A 24491-nucleotide genomic window follows, 5' to 3' on the forward strand; every position below is an offset into this window, starting at 1 on the left:
CTACTATCTGACATCGTTTGGTAGGTATTTGGTAGGTAGGAAAAATTTTCACCCCCTGCATACTAAGCCTACAGTGATGAAATCACTGCATAACAAACAATGGATTATGGAAGAAGGAATCGCTCCATGGCTTTTAAGAATATTGCAGATCAAACTAACGGTTTTTATATCCCTTGCGTCTCACTTTTTGGACCTGGCTGTGCCAAAGAAATTGGAATCAAAGCTCAAAATCTTGGTGCTAAAAAAGCACTCATTGTCACCGACGAAGGCTTATTTAAATTTGGTGTGGCGGCAACTATTTCAGAATATTTAAAAAATGCTGGTGTTGATAGCCATATCTTTGCAGGTGCTGAACCAAACCCAACCGATATCAATGTCCACAATGGTGTACAAGCATATAACGACAATGGTTGTGATTTTATTGTTTCTCTCGGCGGCGGCTCTTCACATGATTGCGCCAAAGGCATTGGCTTAGTCACCGCTGGTGGTGGGCATATACGTGATTATGAAGGTATTGATAAAAGTACCGTGCCAATGACACCACTCATCGCAATCAATACTACGGCAGGAACAGCCTCTGAAATGACCCGTTTCTGTATCATTACCAATACTGACACCCATGTCAAAATGGCAATCGTTGATTGGCGCTGTACGCCGCTGATCGCGATTGATGATCCTAAACTCATGGTCGCTAAACCTGCAGGTTTAACTGCTGCAACTGGGATGGATGCATTAACCCACGCCGTCGAGGCTTATGTTTCTACCGCTGCAAATCCGATTACTGATGCTTGTGCAGAAAAAGCGATTAGTATGATTAGTCAATGGTTACGCCCTGCTGTTGCCAATGGTGAAAATATTGAAGCGCGTGATGCCATGAGTTATGCACAATATTTAGCGGGTATGGCATTTAACAATGCTTCTCTCGGTTATGTGCATGCAATGGCACATCAACTAGGTGGTTTCTATAATCTTCCACATGGCGTATGTAATGCGGTGCTTTTACCCCATGTTTGCGAATTCAACCTGATTGCTTGCCAAGACCGTTATGCAAAAATTGCAGAATTGATGGGGATCAACACGGAAGGTTTTACTGAAACGGAAGCAGCATACGCCGCAATTGATGCGATTCGAGAACTATCCGCTTCGATTGGTATTCCTTCTGGTTTGACCGAACTTGGTGTGAAAACCGAAGATCTTGCCATCATGGCTGAAAATGCACAAAAAGATGCCTGTATGTTAACTAATCCTCGTAAAGCCACCCACGCTCAAGTGGTTGAGATTTTCAAAGCTGCACTTTAAATTTATTTCCTCTCAAAAGTAAGCCAAAGCACTCCGACGACAGGCTTACTTTTTTGGGAATATAAAATTGGTTATATTCCCATTTTTTATAATTGACTACTCTATTCAAGCACTTAATTTTAAGCAATATGATTTCAAAATAGATCTTTAAACTTATTCAATGATAAATGCGCAGGATGCTCTGCCGGCAATAACTCCATTAAACGCTCAACGGCATCGATTGCTTCAGGAAAATGAGCCACGTGTTTCAATAATAAATCCGTTTCTGTGGTTTTAAAGATCGCATCACTTAAACGCGACTCTAAACAATCTCGCCATGCACATAAAAATGGGCTTTCAGTTTTAGCGAGAAAAACACCTTTATATAACTGCAATGCAGAAGCCACATATCCAGAATCAAGTGCTTGTTCAACCAAAAGAAAATCTGCTTCTACATCTGCCAATAGACGGTATGGTCTTGAACCTAGCATTCCACCTAAGATATCTCTCAGTTGCGACATTTCAGCTTTTAAAGTGCCGATACTCACTTTACGTTCACCATATAAAGCTTGATGCAATTTTTCTAGATTTAAGCCATTTGGACACAATACCAATATTGCCAAAATCTCAATTTGGCGTGGCGTAAGCACCAGCGATTTACCATTAAAGAAAATCTGCGGTGTCGAAAAAGCACGAATGTATAAATGTTGTCGTTGCTGTTCGATCAGTGCCGTTTGAATAATCGAGGCGCAACGTTCAACAGCTAATACGCCTAAACTATTATGTTTTTTCCATGTAGTCGATAAATCCACTACACCTAAGACTTGCTTAGAATACGGATCAATGATCGGTGCGGCATAACAAACCCAATCATGAATCGACTCCATATAATGTTCATTTGAAAACACACAACTGGATTGTTGCGTTTTAAGCGATAACGCTAAGGCGTTGGTACCGACGACCTCCTCTGCCCATTGCCCACCTGCAATGAAATGTACCTTTTCAGCAGCACGTTGCATTTGCGTACTTGAAGCTGTCCATATAATGGTACTTCCAACATCCCCCACAGCGATCACCATCGATGACTGCGCTGCAATATGACTTAACTCGTTAGCACAAGCATTTAAGGCTTTATCCAAACTACTTGAATTTTTCTTATTTTGACTAAGTAAAGGTGCTGCAAGGCGCTCTTTCGGAATTGAAGACGATACAGATCGCTGCCAAGAACTCGCAATACTCTGCTCTAGTTTCTCAGCGCTTTGGGGAGACAAACTATTTTGTTGCTTTAACTGATCAATAGACTGTCTTTGCCGTATTAGCTCTTGTTTTGTAAACATTTGTGTATCCCTCACACTTGAGCATGGTTTCCAACCTTTCTCCAACCTTCACCGATCTATCCTAGTGAAATAGCGTACAAAAGTACCTTATACCAAAGCTGTAGATGCTTAAGATCAATTATAAGCAAAGGAATATTTATATGCGTTACATCGATCCGAATCAACCTAATTCAAAAGTCCAGTTTAAACCACAGTATGAAAATTTCATTGGTGGTCAATGGGTCGCTCCTACTAGAGGAGAATACTTCGATAACGTTTCGCCTGTCGATGGCAAAGTGTTTACAAAGATACCGCGTTCTTCTGTCGAGGACATTGAACTGGCACTAGATGCAGCACACAAAGCTAAAGCAGAATGGAATAAAAGCTCTCCAACATTCCGTTCAAATATCTTACTTAAAATTGCTGATCGCATGGAAGAAAACCTTGAAATGCTTGCGGTGGCAGAGACTTGGGACAATGGAAAACCTGTTCGTGAAACCTTAGCAGCGGATATTCCATTGGCAATTGATCATTTCCGTTACTTTGCAGGGTGTATCCGCGCACAAGAAGGCGGCATTTCAGAAATTGATGAAGATACCATTGCCTATCATTTCCATGAGCCGTTGGGTGTGGTCGGTCAAATTATCCCATGGAACTTCCCGATTTTGATGGCAGCTTGGAAACTTGCTCCTGCGCTTGCGGCAGGAAATTGCGTGGTTTTAAAACCGGCTGAACAAACTCCAGTTGGAATTTTATTAGTTCTCGAACTCATTCAAGATCTTTTACCAGCAGGTGTGTTGAACGTCATCAATGGCTATGGTGCTGAAGTCGGTCGTCCTCTCGCAACCAGTCCTCGTATCGCTAAAATTGCATTTACAGGTTCAACCCAAGTTGGACAGTTGATTATGCAATATGCGACAGAAAATATTATTCCCGTAACGCTCGAACTGGGTGGTAAATCTCCGAATATTTTCTTTGAAGATATTATGGATAAAGAAGATGATTTCTTGGATAAAGCGCTAGAAGGCTTTGCCATGTTTGCCCTAAACCAAGGTGAAGTATGTACCTGCCCATCTCGTGCCTTGGTTCAAGAAAGCATTGCAGATGCATTTTTAGAAAAAGCCATTGAGCGCGTCAAGCGAATCAAGGTGGGACATCCTTTAGATACTGAAACCATGATTGGTGCTCAAGCTTCTCTTGAACAACAAGAGAAAATTTTACGCTGCATCAGTACAGGTCGTGAAGAAGGTGCTGAGCTGTTGACAGGTGGTAGTGCGAGACAAGAAGTCGGTGAGGGTTTCTATATCGAACCAACAGTGTTTAAAGGTCATAACAGTATGCAAATTTTCCAAGAAGAAATTTTTGGTCCTGTGCTTTCAGTAACGACATTTAAAGACTTTGATGAAGCCATTAAAATCGCAAACGAAACCATCTATGGTCTGGGTGCAGGTGTTTGGGCACGTTCTGCACATACCTCATATCGCGCAGGTCGTGCGGTAGAAGCAGGTCGTGTATGGACCAACTGCTATCATATTTATCCTGCACATGCGGCATTCGGTGGATATAAAAAATCAGGCATTGGTCGTGAAAACCACCGCATGATGTTAGATCATTATCAACAAACCAAGAATCTTTTGGTGAGCTACTCAACCAAACCTGCTGGATTCTTCTAACAATCCATTTCACTGATTAAAAAGAGCAAATGTTGTTTCACATTTGCTCTTTTCATAGGTAAATTATAATTTTCCCTGCAAATTAATTGGTCAAACTGAGTTCCTGTGACCAAGTCGATTTCGGTTGTTGATGTAGATGCCAACAGACTTGAGCAATCGATTGCATCAACTTTGGATTCTGATCATCCCATTTTTCTAATGTGCAGTAAGCCACATGAATTCCTTTAGGATGAAACTCTCTTGCCAATGACTGTGACAAAGCTCGAATACTGGCAAACATACTCATCGTCAATAAATCTGCTTGCTTTTCCGCACCTTCTGATCTTGCACCAAGGAAAATCACTGTTCCTTTTTGCTGTTTAAGCATGTTTGCAATCATAGCTTGCGAAACACTGACTGCATTTAGACCTGTAGCTTGCCAATATTGCTCGATCATTTCAGCAGATACAGTATTGATATGATCAGCACACCCAAACTTCGGCTGGATAATACATAATTCAATCTTATAGCCCTGTTGTTGAATATATTTGACCAGATTTTTTAATGAAGTATTCGACAAAAAATTCAATCGAATAATAGTGCTTTGATTTTCAGAACTGATAATTTTTAAATCTTGCTGAGATGGATCATGTGTTACTTGAAAAAAATGTAATGAATAATCTGAATCAAGATTGATAAACGCTTGACTCAACAACTCAATATTTTCACCAAAGACCACCATACAGGGTTGAGCATTTTGTGATGATTTAAATAATCGTCCTAACTTATTCATCTTAGAAGCGCTCCTGATACGGACGTAAATCTAATTCATGTGTCCATAAATCATTGCTTTGCTGATACAGCATTAAATAATTATCTGCAATTGCCTCAATATTTAAGCCGCCTGTACCACGCGTTAATCTTGCTAAACGTCCAAGTCCGAATAAGGCTTTATTGACCCGATCTCCATCGACCATGCCATCTACGATTACATGCGCAATATGTATATTTTTCGACTTATACAGACTTGCTAAATTAAGTGCATAAGCACGTAATGCCGATTTACCCATGGTAAAAGCAGCGAAAAATGGTTTACCACGCATTGATGCACTCGCGCCTGTGAAAATCAGAGTTCCTTTTTGTTGCTGTTCAAAAATCTTCAAACAAGACTGCGAAACCAAATAAGCAGATAGGAAAGTCGAGCGCCACATTTTTGAAAAAAAGGACAACTGCGTTTTTAAAAACAGGGATGGAATATTGCCACCCACATTATGAGCTACAACTTCTAGCTGTTCATTATTTGCTATGATCATATCGAATAAAGATTGAATCTGTTGATCATTTTCTGCATCTAAACAATAAGCGACAGCACTCCCACCTTGCTCAGCAATCGTTTGAGTCACTGCTTGTAATTTATTGAGCGTTCGTCCTACCACATAAACCTTTAACCCCGATTGAGCAAAACGTCGTGATACAGCAGCCCCAATCCCTTTTTCTGCCCCGACTCCAACGACAACAGCGACTCGCGTACTCATATCTGTTTGATCCAAGCAGAAATATTTGAATAGCTGTTAATTTTTGCTCCCCACACTTTACTGGTTCGGACAATCTCTAAAAGCTGTGAAGCAACTGCAATATCGGCTATTGTTTTTTGCTCCCCGACTAACCACCCCGTAGCACTCAGCACCAGTTCTATACGTTCTAAATGACGAATAAACTCTGCTTCAATATCGGCTTTTGCCATACGTCCGGTACCTTGCATTTTCAGTTGAAAACTGAGTGCGGACTTCAATAAGGGTTTCATCAAAATCACTTCATGCTTCGGACGACCTTGCGCACTGATTGCTACAGCATGATCTAAAGCATCAGCATCACTCACTCGAAAGTGGATCTCATAGAAATACAATAATTCATCTGCCCAGTCTTCCCACAACTCAGCATAAGCTTTTTGTATCGGATCAAGAGGATAAAGAGGTGGTAAGTCAGGATACGTTTCATCCAAATAACGTGCAATACGGGTACTGTCTTGAATCCGCTGTTCATTAATATCTAGTACCGGTACTTTCCCGACCTTACTCAACATTGGAACTTTAGCCCCCAACACACCGTTATAATTGATGGTTTCAAATTCAATCCCTTTAAATTTCAACATTCTTGCTACTTTCTGACAAAAAGGTGAAATTTCCCACTGATGTAAAGTAACCATTATTTTTCTTTCCTTTGACTTGATGTTTTAATCACGATCAGATTAGTCACGCCGATCAATATACTCAATATAACCACGCCCCTGCGTAGCAACTCCTGATCTACTACCATGCCAGTGATATCCACCAACATAGCCCGTCGCTAGACCAAAAAGCATTGGCGTATCGACAGTAGCATAGATATCGAAAAGTAAGTTTTTATGCTTATCGATGACTTGCCATCTAAATGTTTCAGGCAAACTCATTAAGCTGCCGTCTTGCCCCTGCGCGGCTTCGGCTTGTAAACTCAAGACTTCAAAATGTACGTCTGCATCTAAATGAACTGCTGTTCCATCTGCTTGTCTTAACATCGCAAATGCTGCAACTGAATGGTCTAAAATAGTGACATAACCCAACAAGAGCTGTGTGGTTGCATCAATCGTCAAAACTTGATAGGTAAAGAAATCTGCTGGGATCTTCAACCATTTTGGAATGGTTTTATTCAATGGATAAGCCAATGAAGGTGCTTTCCAATGTTCCCATGTGGCTAAACCTGATACCTTTTGCGTCTGATCCTGATAGGTAATTTCACCCTCATAATTCATCAACAGGCTCATGTGCTGGTAAATCGCGCTGTGAGCAAACCAAGAATTTGCACCTGTGGCTGTAAGCTTTAAATCAACAGCAAAATCCCCCCTGCGACTTATCAATCGAAAATGAGGATACTGTCCAAATATTTCTGCATTCTCACCAAATCTAATTAAATTATGTTGTGGATCGAATTGCATATCGTGCTGAATCGAATAGCTCGAAAAAGCATTTTTATTTGCTAGCGCAGTACCATGAACCAAAACCGCTGTATTAAGTGGTCCATCTTTGGGGTCAACATAAGCATCAGCATCTACCACTTTTATTCCAAGCATGCCAAGAATCGAAGCAAAACTTAAAAAGTAATGTGGTGCAGGCAAATCAGCAATCATGATGCCAAAATGAGTGCCTTTAAATGGAAAAGGATTATTAATGGCTTGATAAAAATCTGGACTCGGATACGGAATATTTTGATTCGGACGAGCAACACCCATGATGCGCCCGACACCCTTTGTCAATAAACCGATGGCATGACCTTTAAGCCCATGATTAATTTTACGACTATTTGGCAACATTCGCCCTGTGATCGTAACGGGAACATCTGATTGAATTTGTTTAGATATCATTTTTATTCTCAATTCATCAAAAACGCTTTATTTCTCATTGAACAATTACATTGCTAAAATTGAAAAAAGAAGGTTTTTAAACCTTCTTTTTATTGATTATTTTTGACGAATAATCATATTAGTCGCTGTCGCATGAGCATACAATTTACCTTCTTCATCGCGAAGATAACCTTCTGAAATCACCAAATTCTTTCCGACATTGATGACCTTACCTTCAGCGATGAGTTTCTTATTAAATGGCATTGGACGACACATTTTGATTGCTAAATCAGTCGTGCCGTATCCTTCACCTGCTGCCAATACGGTGTGTGTTGCACATCCAGTGACCGAGTCCAATACAGTCGCAGCGAAGCCACCATGCACACCACCTAGTGGATTGGTATGACGTTCATCTGCGGTCGCAATAAAAACGATACGACCAAATTCAACTTCTCCAACACCGTCCATCCCCATGGTTTTCGCAATACCAGGTGCGGGTACTAGACCTTGTTGAAATGCTTGCATAAGTTCTAAACCAGTCATATTTGATGGATTCATACCTGTTCCCTATCTGATGAAAAAACTAAAAATATTGTTTAATGAATAAAGGTCGATTGTTCTGGAGACAGACCAATTTTTATTTTGGTTTGCGCCACGATTTCAGATTCATCTGTATCATTCGGATGAAAATCAAAGCGGTAATAATCTAAAAATTTTGGAATAAAAACTTTATATTTTTCTCTACCATGATGCATAAATTTACGCCAAGAATTTAAATTAAATAATTGACGATCACGTTTTAAAAGTACCACCTGATATAGCGTCGACATCACCGTAATCATGGCTAAACTAAAGGTAAAAATAGCAATACGAGGAATATAAGCATCTAAGCCCTTACCATACAGATATTCATACATATCATAGGCAACTGCTTTATGTTCAGTTTCTTCGACACTATGCCATAACCATAAATTGCGGATGGTTTCATCTGTCATTAATTCGTTCACGTCTTTCATCATTTCCACCACCAAAACGGCGGTGTAGTGTTCTAGACCAACGGTGACCAATAAATTCCACTTTTTAGGAAAAGTACGTTCAATCGCTTTTAGAACAATACCTGTCATTTTTTCTAATGATTCAGGGTCTAAACAATATTGCTGCGCACTCTGATGAAAGGCATGATGCTCTTTGGAATGCATCGCTTCCTGACCAATGAAAGCTCCAATATCACGATCAAGCTGCTCATTATTTTTAACCTCAGCTCTTAAAGCTCGAACTGAACGGACGAAATAAGACTCACCTTCTGGAAATAGCGTAGATAAGCCAGTGAAATAATGCGTAAAAGTTGGCTCGTTATTACACCAATACTTAGGCATATCCTGAAACTCATAGTCCATACGACGTACTGGAAATGATGCAGGTGTTTTTTGCTTTGATTTTTCTTTCAACACTGACGACATTACTGTTCACCTCAAGAGTTTTAGCTCAAATTATCAAGTTCCAAAAAAGAACTTATAAGGCAAAATAGCTACGTAGTGTGATCTTGTCAATGTCGTTCATATCTTAAACAAGCAACTTGTCCTGAAATGACTGTCTCATTCCTCAAAAGATAAAAGACTAAAAGCTTTTGTAATAAACCTCCGATCCACTAATCCTGTGTCAATATATTCCATCCCATACGTGGGCCAAATGTTGAACAACAAACCTAATCTAAATTTAGGATTGTGACTTGAAAAATAAAACACAGGAACAATATAGAGGTATAAGCGCATATTTTGCTCGGTGGTTAGAAATTAAGATTTAAATTTTAATGATCTATGCTATGATTGCGCTGTACTTTGGGGGTGTCTCTGGCTTCGACGCTGGTGATGAAACTCATAGATGCATGCCGAGAGCGCATTTTCTCTCGTAAATAAAATTTGCATTTTAATAGTCGCAAACGACGAAACTTACGCTCTAGCTGCCTAAGGGCAGCTTGTCCGCTTCCTAGAATACTTGTGGTCTAGGAACCCGACCGAAGCGCACGCACACAAGTCCGTATAGAGTCAAGCCTCGGGGCTTTATACCAAACTTAGAGGATCGCACTTTGTACCCTGTTCGTCGGGTCACTAGGTGTTAAAACAATAGACGATATCTAAGCATGTAGTATTCTCGAGTGTAGTGCTGGCGGACGCGGGTTCGACTCCCGCCACCTCCACCAAAATACCGTAAATAAAAAAGCCACTTACTAAAGTGGCTTTTTTATTGTCCGTAACATGCCGCAAACATATCTAGTACCCGACTTGAATTTTTATTAATAGACAACCAAACCGTTAGATTGCTTCGCTGCATGACATTAATTAATCCAAGTAATATAAAATCTCACCTACATTAATGCGGTGCTGGTCCACCAGTCATTTGTTTCGGTTTAGGACTTAACCAAATCAAAATACTGGCAAATGCAAACACAATAGCCAGAATCATAAATACATGATTGGCTGAGATCGTAATGGCCTCTTTATCTACCAAATTTGCAATCATGCCTAGAGTTGCATCAGAGGAAAAACCATTTTGCATCAAAGTATTCTGTACGTCCTGCGGATGTAAGCTATTGACCATTTCACTACGCGCGACTTTGGCATGATCATCCCAAATCGTGACAGCAATAGACGCACCGATTGCCCCTGCCATCGTTCTTAAAAAATTCATTAAACCTGCTGCAGATGCCATTTCTTGTGGCAATACTGAACCCATCGCAATATTGGACAGAGGAATAAAGAAGAATGGTACGGCAAAACCTTGCAAAATCTGTGGCCATGCCAACGCCATAAAATCGGCATCTGTGACCCAAAATGCGCGCATCAAAGTCACGACACCTAGCAAGGCTAAACCAAAACTGGCTAATGCACGTGGATCGTATTTCGTTGCCAGTTTTGCCACAATCGGCGACATGGTTAAACTACCAAACCCCATAGTTGCAGTCAGATAACCTGCCCATGTAGCGGTATAGCCCAAGTTGATTTGTAACCATTGGGGAATCAAAACAATACTGCCAAAGAATGAGCCAAAGCCAAAGGCTAAAGCAAGTACAGAAATGCTAAAACCACGATGCCGGAACACATATAAATTTACAACAGGATGCTTTTCGGTCAACTCCCAAATCATGAACACGATGAAACCGATTACGGCGACTAGAGCAAGCATAATAATACTGCTACTGTTAAACCAATCTCGCTCATGTCCAAGATCAAGCATCAACTGCAATGCTCCGATCCACAGCACCAACAAACCTAAACCTATCGCATCAATCCGTAGTTTTTCAGTTTTGGTTTCAGCCACTTTTAATAAACGACTTGCAGCGAATACACAGAAAATACCGACAGGAATATTAATAAAGAATATCCAATGCCAAGACAAATTATCACTAATTAAACCACCAAGAATAGGCCCTAAAATCGGCCCAACCACGGTCGTCATCGCCCAAAGTCCCATGGCTTGTGAGTGCTTTTCTGGTGGGAAAATCCGCATCAACAAAGTTTGGCTCAAAGGCATGAGTGGACCACCACATAACCCCTGCCCGATACGGAAAAACACCAACATTTCTAGTGAAGTCGCCAAGCCACAAAGGAATGAAAAAATAGTAAAACCAATTAATCCAAAGACAAAGACACGAACAGTACCAAAGCGTCCTGCTAACCATCCAGTTAAGGGCACACAGATCGCTTCCGCAACTGCATAAGAGGTAATGACCCATGTGCCTTGTGAGCTGGAAACAGCCAAATTCCCTGTAATATGTGGAACTGAAACATTGGCAATTGTGGTATCTAAGACCACCATAAAATTTGAAAGTGCAATGACAAAAGCAGCAAGCAGTAAGCGTCCACCACTCAGTTCAGCAAAAGGATTTTGAGTTTTCATAGCTGATTACTTCGATGCGAGATCAATATCCGCTTGCATCGACAACCCCACCCTCAATGGATGTTCAGCCAGTTCTTTAGGATCAAGCGAAATTCGCACAGGCAAACGCTGTACCACCTTGATCCAATTACCTGTTGCATTTTGAGCTGGAATCAATGCAAAAGCTGCACCCGTACCCCCAGAAAAACCTTGCACTGTGCCGTGATAAACTACATCACCCCCATACAGATCTGAGGTTAAAGAAACCTTTTGCCCAGCTTTTACTTTGGCGAGTTGGCTTTCTTTAAAATTGGCATCTACATATAAATCAGAAACTGGAACAACTGACATCATCACGGCACCTGGCGCAACACGTTGTCCAATCTGGATATTACGGCGCGCGATCACACCATCAACAGGTGCACGAATCACTGTCCGCTCTAAATCAAGTTGTGCTTGATCGACATGTGCTTTTGCCACAAGAACGTCAGGTGTTGAAGCCTCATTTACACCTTGAATCAACGCTTCATTTGCAGCAAAAGTACTTTCGGCAGCTTTACGACTCGAAGTTGCCTGAGCCAAACCTGCTTGTGCCAACTCAAGGCTCGCCTTCGCGGTTGATACCGCGCTTTGTGCCTTGCTCAATTCTTCCTTTGAAATTGCTCCCGTAGCAGCCAATTCATTACGGCGTTTGAGTTCTAATGAAGCACGGTCATAATCTGCTTGAGCTTTGGTGACTTGTGCTTGTGCACTACTAATTTCGTCATTACGCACCACCACTTGCGAATTTAAAGAACGACTATTGGCTTGGCTTTGTTTGTATTGACGCTGTGCTTTGGCTAGTTCAGCTTGAGCTTGCGCTAACTGAATTTTGGCATCACGCTCATCAATTCGAACCAATACATCACCTTGTTTGACCTGTTGCGTATCTTTGACGAGTACTTCAGCCACTTGCCCACTCACCATTGAGGTGACCTGTGCAGTTTCTGCACCGACATACGCATTATCGGTGCTGACGGAATGATTGAAAAACAATGCCCAAATCGCATACAAAATAGCAGCGAGAATCAGAATAAGCATAAAGAACCCAAGAAATTTTTTACGCTTTGCTTTCATTGCATTGTCTGTTGCAACATCTGAACCTATATTCTGCTGATTTGCTTGGGCATCATTCATACGTTATTCCTGAAAATTAAAACGACTTTTTAACTTTTGGTTTAATCAGCCGATCAGCTTAATTTTGGAAACTTAACTGAATGTTAAAATTGAACTCAAAAGGCATATAAGATGCTTTAACCACTCAAAAAATCAGCAACGCCACTACAAAAGCTTTAAATTATTAATATTTATAATTATTTTTCGTATATTTCTTAGTATTAAAAAAAAGCGCCACAAGACGCTTTCATATTCAATTTCAAACTTAGAATGCATAAGAAGCAATAGCCGTTGCAATCGGTTTCTCTTCATCATTGACCATGGTCATACGCATCGTGCATCCCTTACGCCCTAGACGTAAGGTTTCTGCACGAGCAATAAAATATTTACCTCGACCAGGCGATAGGTAATCCACTCGCATATCCACTGTCGCGAGACGTGATACCTTTTTAATCGTATCTGGTAGATCTTCAGGTGATGCACGACGGTAAAGTTGCTCCATCGCAACGACCCCACCGATACTGTCTAACATGGTTGCAGCCACACCACCATGCAAAATTTGGAATGCCACATTGCCGATCAATTCAGGCTGCATTTCAAAATACCCTTCAATCTGATCATCAACAACTCGCATGACCATGCCACTGTATTTAAAAAAAGGACAGGCATTAAATGCTTTACAAAGCTGTTTCAAGACCACGTCATGATCGGCTTTTGCACCTAATTGAATATTTCCAGTCCAGTTTTTCTTTACATCATTCATACGCTGCTAACATCCAAGGGAACGATAAATACCCCATTATTTTGCACAAATCTAAAATTATGGGGCTACAATAGCTAAGTTTTTTAATTGATCTAAGCCGCTAAGCTCTCCCTAGCATGACTTAAATAACTCAATTATTCCTATAGTGTAATACTGAACATCGAGATTGTTATGACTTATACGTTCAATCGTCCTGCTTTTCCTGCGACTCGCATGCGCCGTATCCGTAAAAATGACCAACTTCGTGCAATGGTCAGTGAAACACAACTCACTGCCAATCATTTGATTTATCCAGTATTTGTACTGCCAGGACAGCAACAAACTCAAGACATTCCAAGCATGCCAAATGTGCAACGTCTATCTGCCGATTTATTGCTCAAAAAAGCGGAAAGCTTATTAGAACTCGGCGTTTCAAAACTGGCACTCTTCCCTGTTACCCCCCAAGAAGATAAAAGCTTAACCGCAGAAGCGGCATGGCATGAAGATGGTCTAGTGCAAACCACTTGCCGTTTATTAAAAAAAGAACTACCAGAAATGGTGCTCATCACAGATGGCGCACTTGATCCTTATACAACACATGGTCAAGACGGTATTATTGACGAGACAGGTTATGTCTTAAATGATGAAACTGTTGAATGCTTAGTTAAACAAGCACTCAGCCATGCGGAAGCGGGTGCAGATGTAGTTGCCCCAAGCGATATGATGGATGGACGAATTGCTGCCATTCGCCAAGCGTTGGAACAAAATGGTTTTATTTATACCAACATCATGGCGTATTCAGCAAAATACGCATCAAGCTTTTATGGTCCTTTCCGTGATGCAGTCGGTTCTGCAAGCAACTTAAAAGGTGGTAATAAATATAATTACCAAATGGATGTGGGCAACCGTGCAGAAGCATTGCATGAAATCGCGCTTGATATTCAAGAAGGCGCAGACATGGTGATTGTCAAACCGGGTATGCCTTATCTAGATATCGTTCGTGAAGTGAAAGACACTTTTGGCGTGCCAACCTTCATCTATCAGGTGAGTGGTGAATATGCCATGCTTGCAGGTGCGATTCAAAATGGTTGGTTATCTGACAGTGTGATTTTAGAATCATTGATGTGCTGCCGTCGTGCAGGTGCAGATGGTATCTGGACCTATTTTGCTGAAGAAGCAGCACGTAAACTGAAAGAGATGAAATAGAACTCCACTTATGCATATTGCCATCATTGGTGCAGGAATTAGCGGCTTAATGACTGCACTTGAGCTCGTTGAACAAGGCTGCTCCGTCGATATTTTTGATCAACAACAAGCTGGTCAAGCCGCTTCGTGGGCGGGTGGCGGTATCCTCTCTCCGATGTATCCATGGCGATATGCACCTGAAGTGAATCAACTTGCCAAATATGGCAAATCACTCTATCAATCATGGAATGAAAAACTGTCCCCGATCACAGGTATCGATTTTCAAATTCACGATACAGGTATGTTGATTTTTGATAAGGGTGACTTCCAAATAGGCTTGGAATATGCTGAAAAATATAATGAGCCGATGCAACGTTGTGAATACTTAACAGGCGATGACATACAACAGGTAAATCAGCATATCTCTGCGGACTTCAAACAAGCAATCTATTTCCCTGAGCTTTCAAATGTTCGCAATCCTCGCCTATTACAATCTTTGATTCATTATTTAAAACAACATCCTTGCGTTCGCTTTTTTGAACATTGTACCGTCGAGAAGCTGATCATTAAAAATAAAACCGTTCACGGTATAGAAACTGAAGATCATCAACAATATTTTGCTGATCAGGTGGTACTCACTTCAGGTGCATGGAGCAATTATTGGCAACAACAAGTTCAGCGAAAGATTCCTGTACATCCCGTCCAAGGTCAGATGCTACTGTTTAAAACCCCTGAAAACTGGCTCCCCACCATGTGTATGAATCGCGTCATGTATTTAATCCCACGTCAGGACGGACATATTGTTTGTGGATCAAGTATGTCTGAATGCGGATTTAGTACAGCCGTGGATGCACAAACCCAACAAGATATTTTATCTGCTTGTTTAGAAATGGTACCAGAGTTAGCACAATTCCCGATCGTAAAACGCTGGGCTGGTTTACGTCCAAGTTCGCCACATGGTATTCCCTATATCGGTGCAATGCCTGAAATTAATCGTCTTTGGGCAAATTTCGGGCATTTCCGCAATGGGCTATGTATGGGTGCAGGATCAGCAAAACTCTTGGCGCAGCTCATGTTAAACCAAAAAACTTTTGTTGACCCACACGCCTACTCACCTGACCGATTGGCATGTACTCAATCAGCGATCCATGAGAATCTGAGTTAAGGCATCTTGTAAACTTGAATAGTTAAATCTAAAACCATGTGTCAATAAGGCTTGGGGCTGGACATATTGCCCGTTCAAGATCAACTGAGACTGTTCACCTAAAATGATTTCAAAAACACATTTTGGCATAGGAATAAATGGCTTACGTTTTAATAACCTAGATGCTGTTTGCATAAAATGCTGCTGATTTGTCAACTCAGGTGAGACCACATTATAAATTTTTTGAGCACTATCTAGATGCATCAAAAATAAAATTGCATCTAATACATCTTGGATATGCACCCAGACAACAGGTTGTTGTCCTGTGCCAATTTTTCCAACCGTATTCAGTTTAATTGGCAAAAGCATTTGCGGCAAAATGCCTCCACCACGACCAAAAACAACGCCTAAGCGGATAATTTTAGTATTTTGCTGTCTAAATTTAAGTGCTGTTTGTTCCCATGCCTGACACAATTCAGACATAAAAATCGCTTGTCCAGGGGTATTTTCATCACAGATTGCAGTCCATTGTTCGTGTGGATCAATCCCGTAATAACCAATCGCTGAACCTGAAATAATGCACTTTGGATAAATATTTTGACGCTCTAACCAATCATACAGCCGCTGCGTCATGTTGACTCGACTTTCAATCAATTGTTGTTTACGTTTTTCAGTCCAACGCTTTTCACCGATATTTTCACCAGCCAGATTAATCACATAATCTATTTCGGAGGTAGTTATTTGTTCTAAATCATTGATCCATCTAAGCTGGGGATGTTGAGATACTTTTTGCTTTTGTCGTGTTAGTGCGATCACATGATATTGCTGTTCCAACAAAAAAGGTAAAAGATGAGAGCCAATAAATCCACTCGCACCTGTTACCAACACCGTCATTTTTTGCATGGTACGACCTACTTAGCAGAATACTCATTGTAAATAGCTATAGCAGAATATCGAGGAATTACAAGTCAGCTTAAACTAAGCAAACATTTTAGCCGCCATACGTTGCGCTTGTTTACCATAAAACCAATAGGTAATCAGATATAATGGGATGGCTAACATCAACCACATGGCCAAAACAGTAAGTAAAAACTTGGGTTGTTGTAAATACAATAAGAAATTTTGCCACACTTGAGGATCTTTACGGGCAAAGAGAAACAGTCCACCAAGTAAACCAATTAAGTTATATCCCCAAAAAATCAGAGAGAAAACCAATGTAAAACGTTTCTGCTCTTGAGCTGTTGGTGCACGGCGCTGTTGCCTTAAAAACTTGAATAAAACTAAAATGATCGCAATCAAATAAGGCATTGCGGTGAGGATACCACCTATACTATTCGGTAAAAATGCTGCCAGTACGCCTGTGAGCAAAGTCAAAACCAAACAAATTATAAAAAACCATAAATAATACAAACGCAATGAAATCATACAGATAACCTTATAAGATTGGTTTCGAAAAATAATTATAAGTTTTTTTCAATTTTTTTTCATTTTAATGTCAACCAAAGCCAAACTCATGTCGTTATATAGGGTATAAGGTCGCAGCAACCGACGAACATTGCACGGCATCCGCAGTTTTTTTCGGTGACCTTTCATTATGACTCCCCATCTTTAACAATGGTTTTGTTAGCAGCCAGAACTTTTGATAAAGATTTTGACCGACGATTTCTCATCACTCGAATCGTCGGTTTTATTTTGCCTGTGATTTGAGTTTGATCAAATATTAGCAACATACATTTTGATCAACGCCCCCTCATCATCTCTGACATTTGTTAAGAACGCCCAATTACACTTTTCATAAAAATCGTCGAGGTCTGTCACCAGATAGAGCGTTTCAAATCCCAAGGTTTTCGTTTCCGCTCGGGCAAAATCCAACAGCTTTCTGGCGATATTTTGCTTTCGATACGCCGTTTCAACGAATAAAGCGCACAGATTCGGACTAAGGTCTTTCCGATCATGGAAATCATTGTCAATTATTCCAGCGCCTGCAATGATCTGCCCTGTATCACTTAGAATTACATACCATTGTGGGATGCTGTTTGACTGTTCAATCGAAGTTCGGATGCTGTCCCGATAGACTTCTACAGGTATCTCCCATTTATCCGAAAACCATATCGCCGCTAGTTCAAGCAACTCAGGATTATTCGCTAACTTAATAATATTCATCAGGATTAAATTAATCTCTTTTAAATACTTTAACAATAAACCATTATTGACCTTTAAACTGTGGCAAACGTCTTTCAAGCATCGCCCGAACACCCTCTTGAGCATCCTCAGATTCAAATAATGGTTTGAGGTAATCATCCATTTTCTGAAATGCATCAGTCTGTCCTAAAGTAACCCCATCCTTGGCAGAAGCCAGTAAAGCCTGTACAGCAAGCGGCGCAGCTATACAAATCTCTTTGGCAACTTCGATCGCACGCTCGAGCTGCTTCCCTTTTTCCACAACTTCAGAAACGAGATTCAATTCATTGGCTTTTTGAGTATCAAAGGTTTTACCTGTAAGCAAATAAGGCATGGCTTTTTGCCAACCAGCTGCCTGTACAAAACGAACCGTCGCACCGCCAAAAGGCATAATTCCACGTAATACTTCGAGTTGCCCAAACACAGTATCTTCGCTGGCAATCACCACATCGGCATTCAGCATTAACTCAACACCAGCGGTGTAGCAAATACCCTGTACCGCGACCACAACTGGTTTGGTTCTATGTCGACCACCGACACCCCAAGGATTGATTTGCGCTTCTTCAAAATTAAAAATCCCATGTGGAATTTTAGGTTGTAATTCCACTAGGTCTAGACCAGCAGTAAAATGATCACCATGCGCAAAAATGACAGCACAACGTAATTCAGGATTATTCTCATATTCTGTTAATGCTAAAGATAAATCCTCAATCATATGGCTATCAAAGGCATTGCGTTTTGCCACACGATCTAAACCGATCAACATAATATGGTCAATAATTTCACGGCTTACTTTTCCTAAGCTCATTTTCTATTTCCTGTTATTAAATTAATTGGATACCAAACTAGTTGATCGTTTTAAAATGAGCAAGCGATATCTTGTAGCTACTTTCTGCTTGGCTAAGCTCTACTTTTTTCTTGAATACGTGCTACCTTATTCGCATTCATTTTATTATTAGATTCACTTATGACTGTGCGTTTTTTTCATACTTCTGACTGGCATCTGGGACAGTTTTTTTACAACCATTCCCGCCACTACGAACATGAACAATTTCTTGCATGGTTACTTGAGCAAATCAAAATTAAACAACCGCATGCTTTACTCATTGCAGGTGATATTTTTGATGTGATCAATCCGAGTTCACAAGCACAGAAACAGCTTTATCAATTCCTTGCCAATGCGCATGATCTTGCACCACAGATGCAAACATTGATGATCGCGGGAAATCATGACTCAGGCTATCGCATTGAACAAGTTGAACCCTTACTTGAAAAATACAATGCCAAAACAGTCGGAGTGATTCGCTGGAATGAAGATAAAAGCTTAGATTTAGATCGTTTAATTTTGCCGATTTATGATGAGCAAAAACAGATTGTCGCATGGTGTATTGCCCTGCCTTTCTTACGTTCAGCCGAAATCACAGGTTTCAATGAAAACACCACAAACAGTCAAAATGCGATTGCCTATCTGCATCAACATTTAATCGCTGAAGCAAAACGCCGTAAAACCGATGATCAAGCTTTAATTTTGATGTCGCATGCACATATGCAAGGTGGTGAAACTTCAGATTCTGAACGACCAATTATTATTGGTAATGAGGAAGCACTTTCAACCACGCTGTTTGACGACGAGATTGACTATGTGGCTTTGGGACACCTGCATAAACCACAGAAAGTTGGGCAAGATCACATCCGTTATAGTGGCTCTCCAATTCCCTTGTCATTTAGTGAAATTAATTATAAACATCAAGTACTTGAAGTCACGATAGATCCTATTAAAACTGAAAATCAAGTTGAATTCGAAGCGATTGCCATTCCACGAGCGATTCAATTACACAAAATTAAAGGTGAACTCAATGACGTCATGCAGCGACTCAAAAATCTGCCACAGGGCCTCATTGAATGTATAGATCATCGTGAATATGTTGATATTGAATATCACACAGCCACGCCTCCTCAACCGAATCTCAGACAACAATTTGAAGATGCCTTGCCTAAAGACCGTTACCGTTTGGTGCGGATTTCACGTCAATATTTATCCAATCAAACCAATGCAGAAATTGAATCAAAAATTAATTTAGAGCCACCGACACCCGAAAAACTGTTTCAACAAATTTGGGAGAAAAAAGGCTATAGCGCTGATGATGAAGTCACCAAAGACTTTTTAAGCTTAGTTGCTGAAGCACAGAAAAAACTTGAAGATGATCAAACAGTTTAAGGATTTGCCATGAAAATTTTATCCATTCGACTAAAAAATCTGGCATCTCTTGCAGGTGAGCATTTTATTGATTTTGAAAGTGAGCCTTTAGCACATGCTGGATTGATTGCGATTATAGGAAAAACAGGTGCAGGTAAATCCACGATTTTAGATGCGATGTGCCTTGCCCTATTTAATCAAATCCCACGACTAAAAGGCAGTGATGGCAAACTAATCGATGTAGATGGATCAGAATTGCTGACAAACTCTCCTCTCACTGTATTACGTCGTGGTACTGGACATGGTTTTGCCGAGCTGTGTTTTGTCGCACAGGATCAAAAACATTATTTAGCGCGTTGGGAAATTAAACGTGCACGTGAAAATGCCAGTGGCAAACTGCAAAGTGTACAACGCTCATTGAAATGCCTCACCGATGGCGTGGTTGTCGCAGATAAAACCAAAGCCGTCGAAACTCATATTCAACAAATTACGCAGCTCAGTTTTGAACAATTCACTCGTGCGGTGCTTTTGGCACAATCCGAAGTCACCGCCTTTTTAAAAGCACGGGATAATGAACGTGGTGAATTATTGGAATATCTGACCAACTCCAGTATTTTTGCCAAGATTGGACAGTTGGCTTTTGAAAAAACCAAAGAAGTTCGCTTACAACGAGAAAAATTAGAAAGTGTTTTAGGACACATTGAAATTCGTTCTGATGAAGAAATCGCTGAGTTACAACAGCAATTCCAACAGCTACAGCAACATGTCCAACAACTTGAAAATGAAAAAAATCAATTCAAACAACAACAACAGTGGTTTGAGCAACGCGATAAAATCAATAATGAAATTGGATTAAAAAAGCAACAGTATGATCTGCAACTTAAAGCCCAAGAAAACATTGCCAAAGATCGGTACTTACTGAGTCAATTAGAGACATTCGCTGAGATACGCCCTATTGTTTTTCAACAACAACAGTTGCAAAAAACTTTGCAACAACTCGCGCCACAAATTCAACAAAAACATCATGAATTTAGTACTTTAACCACTCAATTTGAGCAACAAAGAACGCTTTATACACAAGTAGAAACAACACTCAATCAATTTCAAGATTTCGAGCAAAAGCATCAAACTGAACTGACACAAGTACGCAAGTTTGTGCAAGAACGTGACTATATTGCTGAAGAATATAAGAAAACAAAGATTCGACTGACTCAATTGGAAAGTCAACAGCAACCACTCATCGAGCAACAACAACAGCTAGAACAAAGCATTCAAAACTTGAGTGCACAACATACAGCTTGCTTAGAACAGTTAAAACACAGTGCTCAATATGCTCCTTTGGATAACGGCTTACATGCCCATATTCAACAACTCAAGCAATTTATTCAGCAATATCAAAAAGTAGAAAACACGTTAGGTTCTATTCAACAAGCACAGACCCAACTTAAGCAAGATCAAAACACATTCAATGGTTTAATCACGCAATTTGGCACGACCCAACAAATTGAACAGCGTATTGAGCAACAATCGAAACTAAAAGAAACCCAACAAATTCACCTCAATCAATTGGATGCAATTCAACAAAAACTTCAGCATTATTTTGAATTAAAAAATGAAGTCCTTACGCAGCAAAACAAATTTGAAACAGTACAAAAGCAAGCTCAACAGCTAGAACAACGCAGCAGAGAAACTGAGAAAGATTTTCAGGCTGCCAAAACTGAACGTGAGAAACTACAACAGGTTTTGCAACAACAACGTCTGTTGCATGCTGAAAATATTGAACATCTAAGAGCTGAACTCAAGCACGGTGAAGCCTGTCTAGTCTGTGGTAGTACCGAACATCCCTATCGTGATGATGAAAGCCAAATCTCTAAAGCGTTATATGCCTTACAGCAACAACAAGAACAACAAGTAATTCAGCAGGAACAACAGTGTTTCCAACTTTGGCAAAAAGCTCAACAACAATTCACTCAAAGCCATACTGAACACAATCAATTGCAACAGCAGTTGCAGCAGTTGCATGACAAATTAAAAACCCACGATCAACTGTTACAGCAACATGTCTCACAGTTGAATATTCAACTCGATTTCAATCTTACTGAGCATGACCCAAATGAAAATAGCATCAAGGCTAAGATGCAAGCATTGGTTTTAGAAGCATCACAGACTCAACAGCAGCTTGAAAAGGAATTACAACAACTTAACCAAGCCAATAAAGATCAGCATGTGCTCAGTCAAAACATTCAGAATACGCTTCATCAACTTCAGACCATAGAGCACTTACAGCAACAGATTCAACATATCGTGGATTGTCTCAATACTGACGATAAAATGACTTGGTCAAAACAAGGTTTGTCATTCTCACAACACGTATTACACTTATTGCAACAACGCAGCCAACAACTAGAGCATGCAGAATCGCTCATCAAACAAAAAGACCAAATTGATCAGCAGTTGAATGTATTAAAGACCAATTTGGCAGGACTCACTACGCAACAAGCAGAATGTGCACAGCAGTTAAAAGATATCGAAATTAAAGGCAAACAAAATACGGATGCTGCTAATCAACTGATTATCACCATGACAGGTTCAGCTGAAATCAAAGCCAATGAATGGTTACAACAGCATGATCAACAACGTCAGCAATTGCAGAGTAAATATCAGCAAGTGAAGCAAAGTTTTGAACAAGCTCGTCAGAATTATGAACAGCAGAAAAATGTGCTCGAACAACTTAAAGCACAACAGAATCAGAATCATGATTCTCTTGAACTATGTAAAACTGAAATCACCAATTGGTTAGCTCAGCATCAAAATTTTGCAGAAGATCAACTCAGCGAATTACTTGCGATTTCATCAACTCAAGAACAGCAGATTCGAAATGCAATACAACAAGCGGATCGTGCTTTGAGTGAAGCAAATTCTGCACTAAAAACCATGCAAGAACAGTTGAATGTACATCTTCAATCAGAACCCAATATTCAGGTTGAACAACTCACTGAATTAATCAATGCCAATCAAGAAATTTTGCAACAGACAACAGATCAACGAGATCAACTGAAACTTCAATTGGAAGTGCATCAACAAAATTTAGCCAAACAAAAACAGTTTGCGGATCAGATTCAACAGATCCAACAACAAGAACATCGCTGGAATAAAATTTCTAGCCTTATTGGCGACTCTAAAGGTAAAGAATTTCGTGATTTAGCTCAGCAATATAATCTCGACATTTTGCTTGAATATGCTAATCAACAACTGGCGATGTTATCTCAGCGCTATACCTTAAAACGTTTGGATAATTCGCTGAGTCTTGCAATTATTGACCATGATATGGATGGTGAAACCCGTTCAGTTGCTTCTTTATCTGGCGGGGAATCGTTCCTCACTGCCCTTGCCATTTCATTAGCGATTGCCAATATGGCATCAGGTTCGATGAAAATCGAATCGCTGTTTATTGATGAGGGCTTTGGCACCTTGGATGCATCATCCTTACATATGGTGATGAATGCACTCGATCAGTTACAGAGCCAAGGGCGTAAAGTCATTTTAATCTCACACATTCAAGAAATGCATGAACGTATTCCTGTTCAGATTCAGGTACAACCCATTGGTTCAGGTTCGAGTCGGATTGAAGTGGTGGGTTAAAGTGAATAATCTCTCTTCCCAAACAGTGCCGTCCCGACTCTCACCATGGTTGAACCTGCAGCAATGGCAGCATCCAAATCGGCAGACATCCCCATACTCAATGTATCCCAATCTTGGGGCTGTGCGTGGAATGATTTGACTTGATCAAATAAAGTTTTAGCATCAACAAACGCAGCAACATTATCAGGTGCTGGAATCACCATCAAACCACGTAGACGTAAATTTGGTAGTCGGCTGATTTGCTCTACCAGATCTGCAACTTCGTTGGGCTGACAACCATCTTTAGAGTCTTGTCCATCAATATTAACTTGTAAACATATACTTAATGGCTTTTGACTATCTAAGCGTTGATTCGATAGGCGCTCGGCGATAATTAGGCGATCTACGCCATGTACCCAATCAAACTTTTCAGCTAAATGTTTAGTTTTATTGCGTTGAACATGCCCGATAAAATGCCATTCAATTTCTAAATCTTGCAGTTCCTCAATTTTTCCCAACGCCTCTTGAAGATAATTTTCACCAAAACTACGTTGCCCAGCTAGATACAGCTCTCGCAAACTTTGACTCGGATGTGTCTTTGATACAGCTAACAATTGCACAGATTTTGGATCACGCTGAACGTGCTGGCAGGCTTGTTCTATTTGCATTAGTACGTGTTGGCGTTGTTGTTGGAGTAAATTCATTGACACAGTTCTCATTCACGACATCTTTTTTTGTATAACCACAATCAGAAGTCTTGGTAAGCTT

At 40.4% G+C, this 24491-nt stretch carries 21 protein-coding genes and 1 other RNA gene; 7 read left to right on the top strand and 15 right to left on the bottom strand.

What is annotated here, in order from left to right; all coding sequences use genetic code 11:
- Nucleotides 1–126: 126 nt before the first annotated feature.
- Nucleotides 127–1299 carry an iron-dependent methanol dehydrogenase gene (gene mdh / locus AAC851_RS04585; RefSeq protein ID WP_004638265.1) on the top strand — a complete coding sequence of 391 codons (1173 nt, stop codon included), beginning with the start codon at nt 127–129 and terminating at the stop codon, nt 1297–1299.
- 134 nt (nt 1300–1433) lie between these two features.
- Here mdh and AAC851_RS04590 read toward each other — a convergent pair whose 3' ends face one another.
- A complete protein-coding gene (locus AAC851_RS04590; protein WP_325771651.1) occupies nt 1434–2615 on the bottom strand; it encodes a helix-turn-helix domain-containing protein in 1182 nt (393 codons plus the stop codon).
- Nucleotides 2616–2755: 140 nt separating this feature from the next.
- On the opposite strand from AAC851_RS04590, the gene exaC reads away from it, so the two are divergent.
- Nucleotides 2756–4267 (top strand): acetaldehyde dehydrogenase ExaC, encoded by a 1512-nt coding sequence (gene exaC, locus AAC851_RS04595; RefSeq protein WP_075316002.1) that lies wholly within the window; start codon nt 2756–2758, stop codon nt 4265–4267.
- A gap of 82 nt (nt 4268–4349) precedes the next feature.
- Here exaC and AAC851_RS04600 read toward each other — a convergent pair whose 3' ends face one another.
- The 6 genes from AAC851_RS04600 to AAC851_RS04625 all read right to left on the bottom strand — a co-directional run bounded on the left by AAC851_RS04600 (nt 4350) and on the right by AAC851_RS04625 (nt 9082).
- Nucleotides 4350–5039: an oxidoreductase gene (locus AAC851_RS04600; RefSeq protein ID WP_325771652.1), complete on the bottom strand. Its 690-nt coding sequence runs from the start codon at nt 5037–5039 to the stop codon at nt 4350–4352.
- Between the two features lies 1 nt (nt 5040).
- A complete protein-coding gene (locus AAC851_RS04605; protein WP_118903076.1) occupies nt 5041–5781 on the bottom strand; it encodes an SDR family NAD(P)-dependent oxidoreductase in 741 nt (246 codons plus the stop codon).
- Nucleotides 5778–6452 (bottom strand): glutathione S-transferase family protein, encoded by a 675-nt coding sequence (locus AAC851_RS04610; protein WP_325771655.1) that lies wholly within the window; start codon nt 6450–6452, stop codon nt 5778–5780. The genes AAC851_RS04605 and AAC851_RS04610 overlap by 4 nt, the downstream gene beginning before the upstream one ends.
- 42 nt (nt 6453–6494) lie before the next feature.
- Nucleotides 6495–7643 (bottom strand): DUF6670 family protein, encoded by a 1149-nt coding sequence (locus tag AAC851_RS04615; RefSeq protein WP_325771656.1) that lies wholly within the window; start codon nt 7641–7643, stop codon nt 6495–6497.
- 96 nt (nt 7644–7739) lie between these two features.
- The gene (locus AAC851_RS04620; RefSeq protein ID WP_005091296.1) at nt 7740–8180 is read right to left on the bottom strand and encodes a PaaI family thioesterase; all 441 of its coding nucleotides are present in this window, start codon (nt 8178–8180) and stop codon (nt 7740–7742) included.
- Between the two features lie 38 nt (nt 8181–8218).
- Nucleotides 8219–9082 (bottom strand): metal-dependent hydrolase, encoded by an 864-nt coding sequence (locus AAC851_RS04625; protein ID WP_340600573.1) that lies wholly within the window; start codon nt 9080–9082, stop codon nt 8219–8221.
- Between the two features lie 380 nt (nt 9083–9462).
- Here AAC851_RS04625 and ssrA point away from each other — a divergent pair.
- Nucleotides 9463–9822, top strand: a transfer-messenger RNA (tmRNA) gene (gene ssrA, locus AAC851_RS04630).
- Between the two features lie 170 nt (nt 9823–9992).
- Here the strand turns inward: ssrA and AAC851_RS04635 are convergent.
- From AAC851_RS04635 to AAC851_RS04645, 3 genes are all read right to left on the bottom strand, one after another.
- Entirely contained in the window at nt 9993–11519 is a 1527-nt protein-coding gene (locus tag AAC851_RS04635) for a DHA2 family efflux MFS transporter permease subunit (protein ID WP_340600574.1), read from the bottom strand.
- A gap of 6 nt (nt 11520–11525) precedes the next feature.
- Entirely contained in the window at nt 11526–12674 is a 1149-nt protein-coding gene (locus tag AAC851_RS04640; RefSeq protein WP_115736590.1) for an HlyD family efflux transporter periplasmic adaptor subunit, read from the bottom strand.
- Nucleotides 12675–12918: 244 nt separating this feature from the next.
- Nucleotides 12919–13416, bottom strand: coding sequence for a thioesterase family protein (locus tag AAC851_RS04645; protein WP_004638231.1), 498 nt, complete (start codon nt 13414–13416; stop codon nt 12919–12921).
- Nucleotides 13417–13587: 171 nt separating this feature from the next.
- Here AAC851_RS04645 and hemB point away from each other — a divergent pair, with 171 nt between their 5' ends.
- Both hemB and thiO read left to right on the top strand, forming a co-directional pair.
- Nucleotides 13588–14601 (top strand): porphobilinogen synthase, encoded by a 1014-nt coding sequence (hemB, locus tag AAC851_RS04650; RefSeq protein ID WP_004638230.1) that lies wholly within the window; start codon nt 13588–13590, stop codon nt 14599–14601.
- A 10-nt stretch (nt 14602–14611) separates the two neighbouring features.
- On the top strand, nt 14612–15745 hold the full coding sequence (gene thiO / locus AAC851_RS04655) for a glycine oxidase ThiO (protein ID WP_005091308.1): 1134 nt from the start codon (nt 14612–14614) through the stop codon (nt 15743–15745).
- Here the strand turns inward: thiO and AAC851_RS04660 are convergent.
- From AAC851_RS04660 to AAC851_RS04675, 4 genes are all read right to left on the bottom strand, one after another.
- On the bottom strand, nt 15719–16627 hold the full coding sequence (locus AAC851_RS04660) for a TIGR01777 family oxidoreductase (protein WP_005091310.1): 909 nt from the start codon (nt 16625–16627) through the stop codon (nt 15719–15721). The genes thiO and AAC851_RS04660 overlap by 27 nt on opposite strands.
- A 75-nt stretch (nt 16628–16702) precedes the next feature.
- Nucleotides 16703–17149: an ABZJ_00895 family protein gene (locus AAC851_RS04665; RefSeq protein WP_004638226.1), complete on the bottom strand. Its 447-nt coding sequence runs from the start codon at nt 17147–17149 to the stop codon at nt 16703–16705.
- A 288-nt stretch (nt 17150–17437) separates the two neighbouring features.
- Nucleotides 17438–17887 (bottom strand): GNAT family N-acetyltransferase, encoded by a 450-nt coding sequence (locus AAC851_RS04670; RefSeq protein ID WP_017394608.1) that lies wholly within the window; start codon nt 17885–17887, stop codon nt 17438–17440.
- A gap of 43 nt (nt 17888–17930) precedes the next feature.
- Nucleotides 17931–18713, bottom strand: a complete 783-nt coding sequence (locus AAC851_RS04675; protein WP_340600575.1) for a crotonase/enoyl-CoA hydratase family protein — start codon at nt 18711–18713, stop codon at nt 17931–17933.
- Nucleotides 18714–18872: 159 nt separating this feature from the next.
- On the opposite strand from AAC851_RS04675, the gene AAC851_RS04680 reads away from it, so the two are divergent.
- Complete coding sequence (locus AAC851_RS04680; RefSeq protein WP_340600576.1) at nt 18873–20123, top strand: exonuclease SbcCD subunit D; 1251 nt, start codon at nt 18873–18875, stop codon at nt 20121–20123.
- 9 nt (nt 20124–20132) lie between these two features.
- Nucleotides 20133–23744, top strand: coding sequence for an AAA family ATPase (locus AAC851_RS04685; RefSeq protein ID WP_340600577.1), 3612 nt, complete (start codon nt 20133–20135; stop codon nt 23742–23744).
- Here the strand turns inward: AAC851_RS04685 and AAC851_RS04690 are convergent.
- The gene (locus AAC851_RS04690) at nt 23741–24427 is read right to left on the bottom strand and encodes a YggS family pyridoxal phosphate-dependent enzyme (RefSeq protein ID WP_340600578.1); all 687 of its coding nucleotides are present in this window, start codon (nt 24425–24427) and stop codon (nt 23741–23743) included. The genes AAC851_RS04685 and AAC851_RS04690 overlap by 4 nt on opposite strands.
- Nucleotides 24428–24491 lie beyond the last annotated feature (64 nt).

Source organism: Acinetobacter sp. HZNU-JH01 (assembly GCF_037996845.1).
Taxonomy (GTDB): Bacteria; Pseudomonadota; Gammaproteobacteria; order Pseudomonadales; family Moraxellaceae; genus Acinetobacter; species Acinetobacter haemolyticus.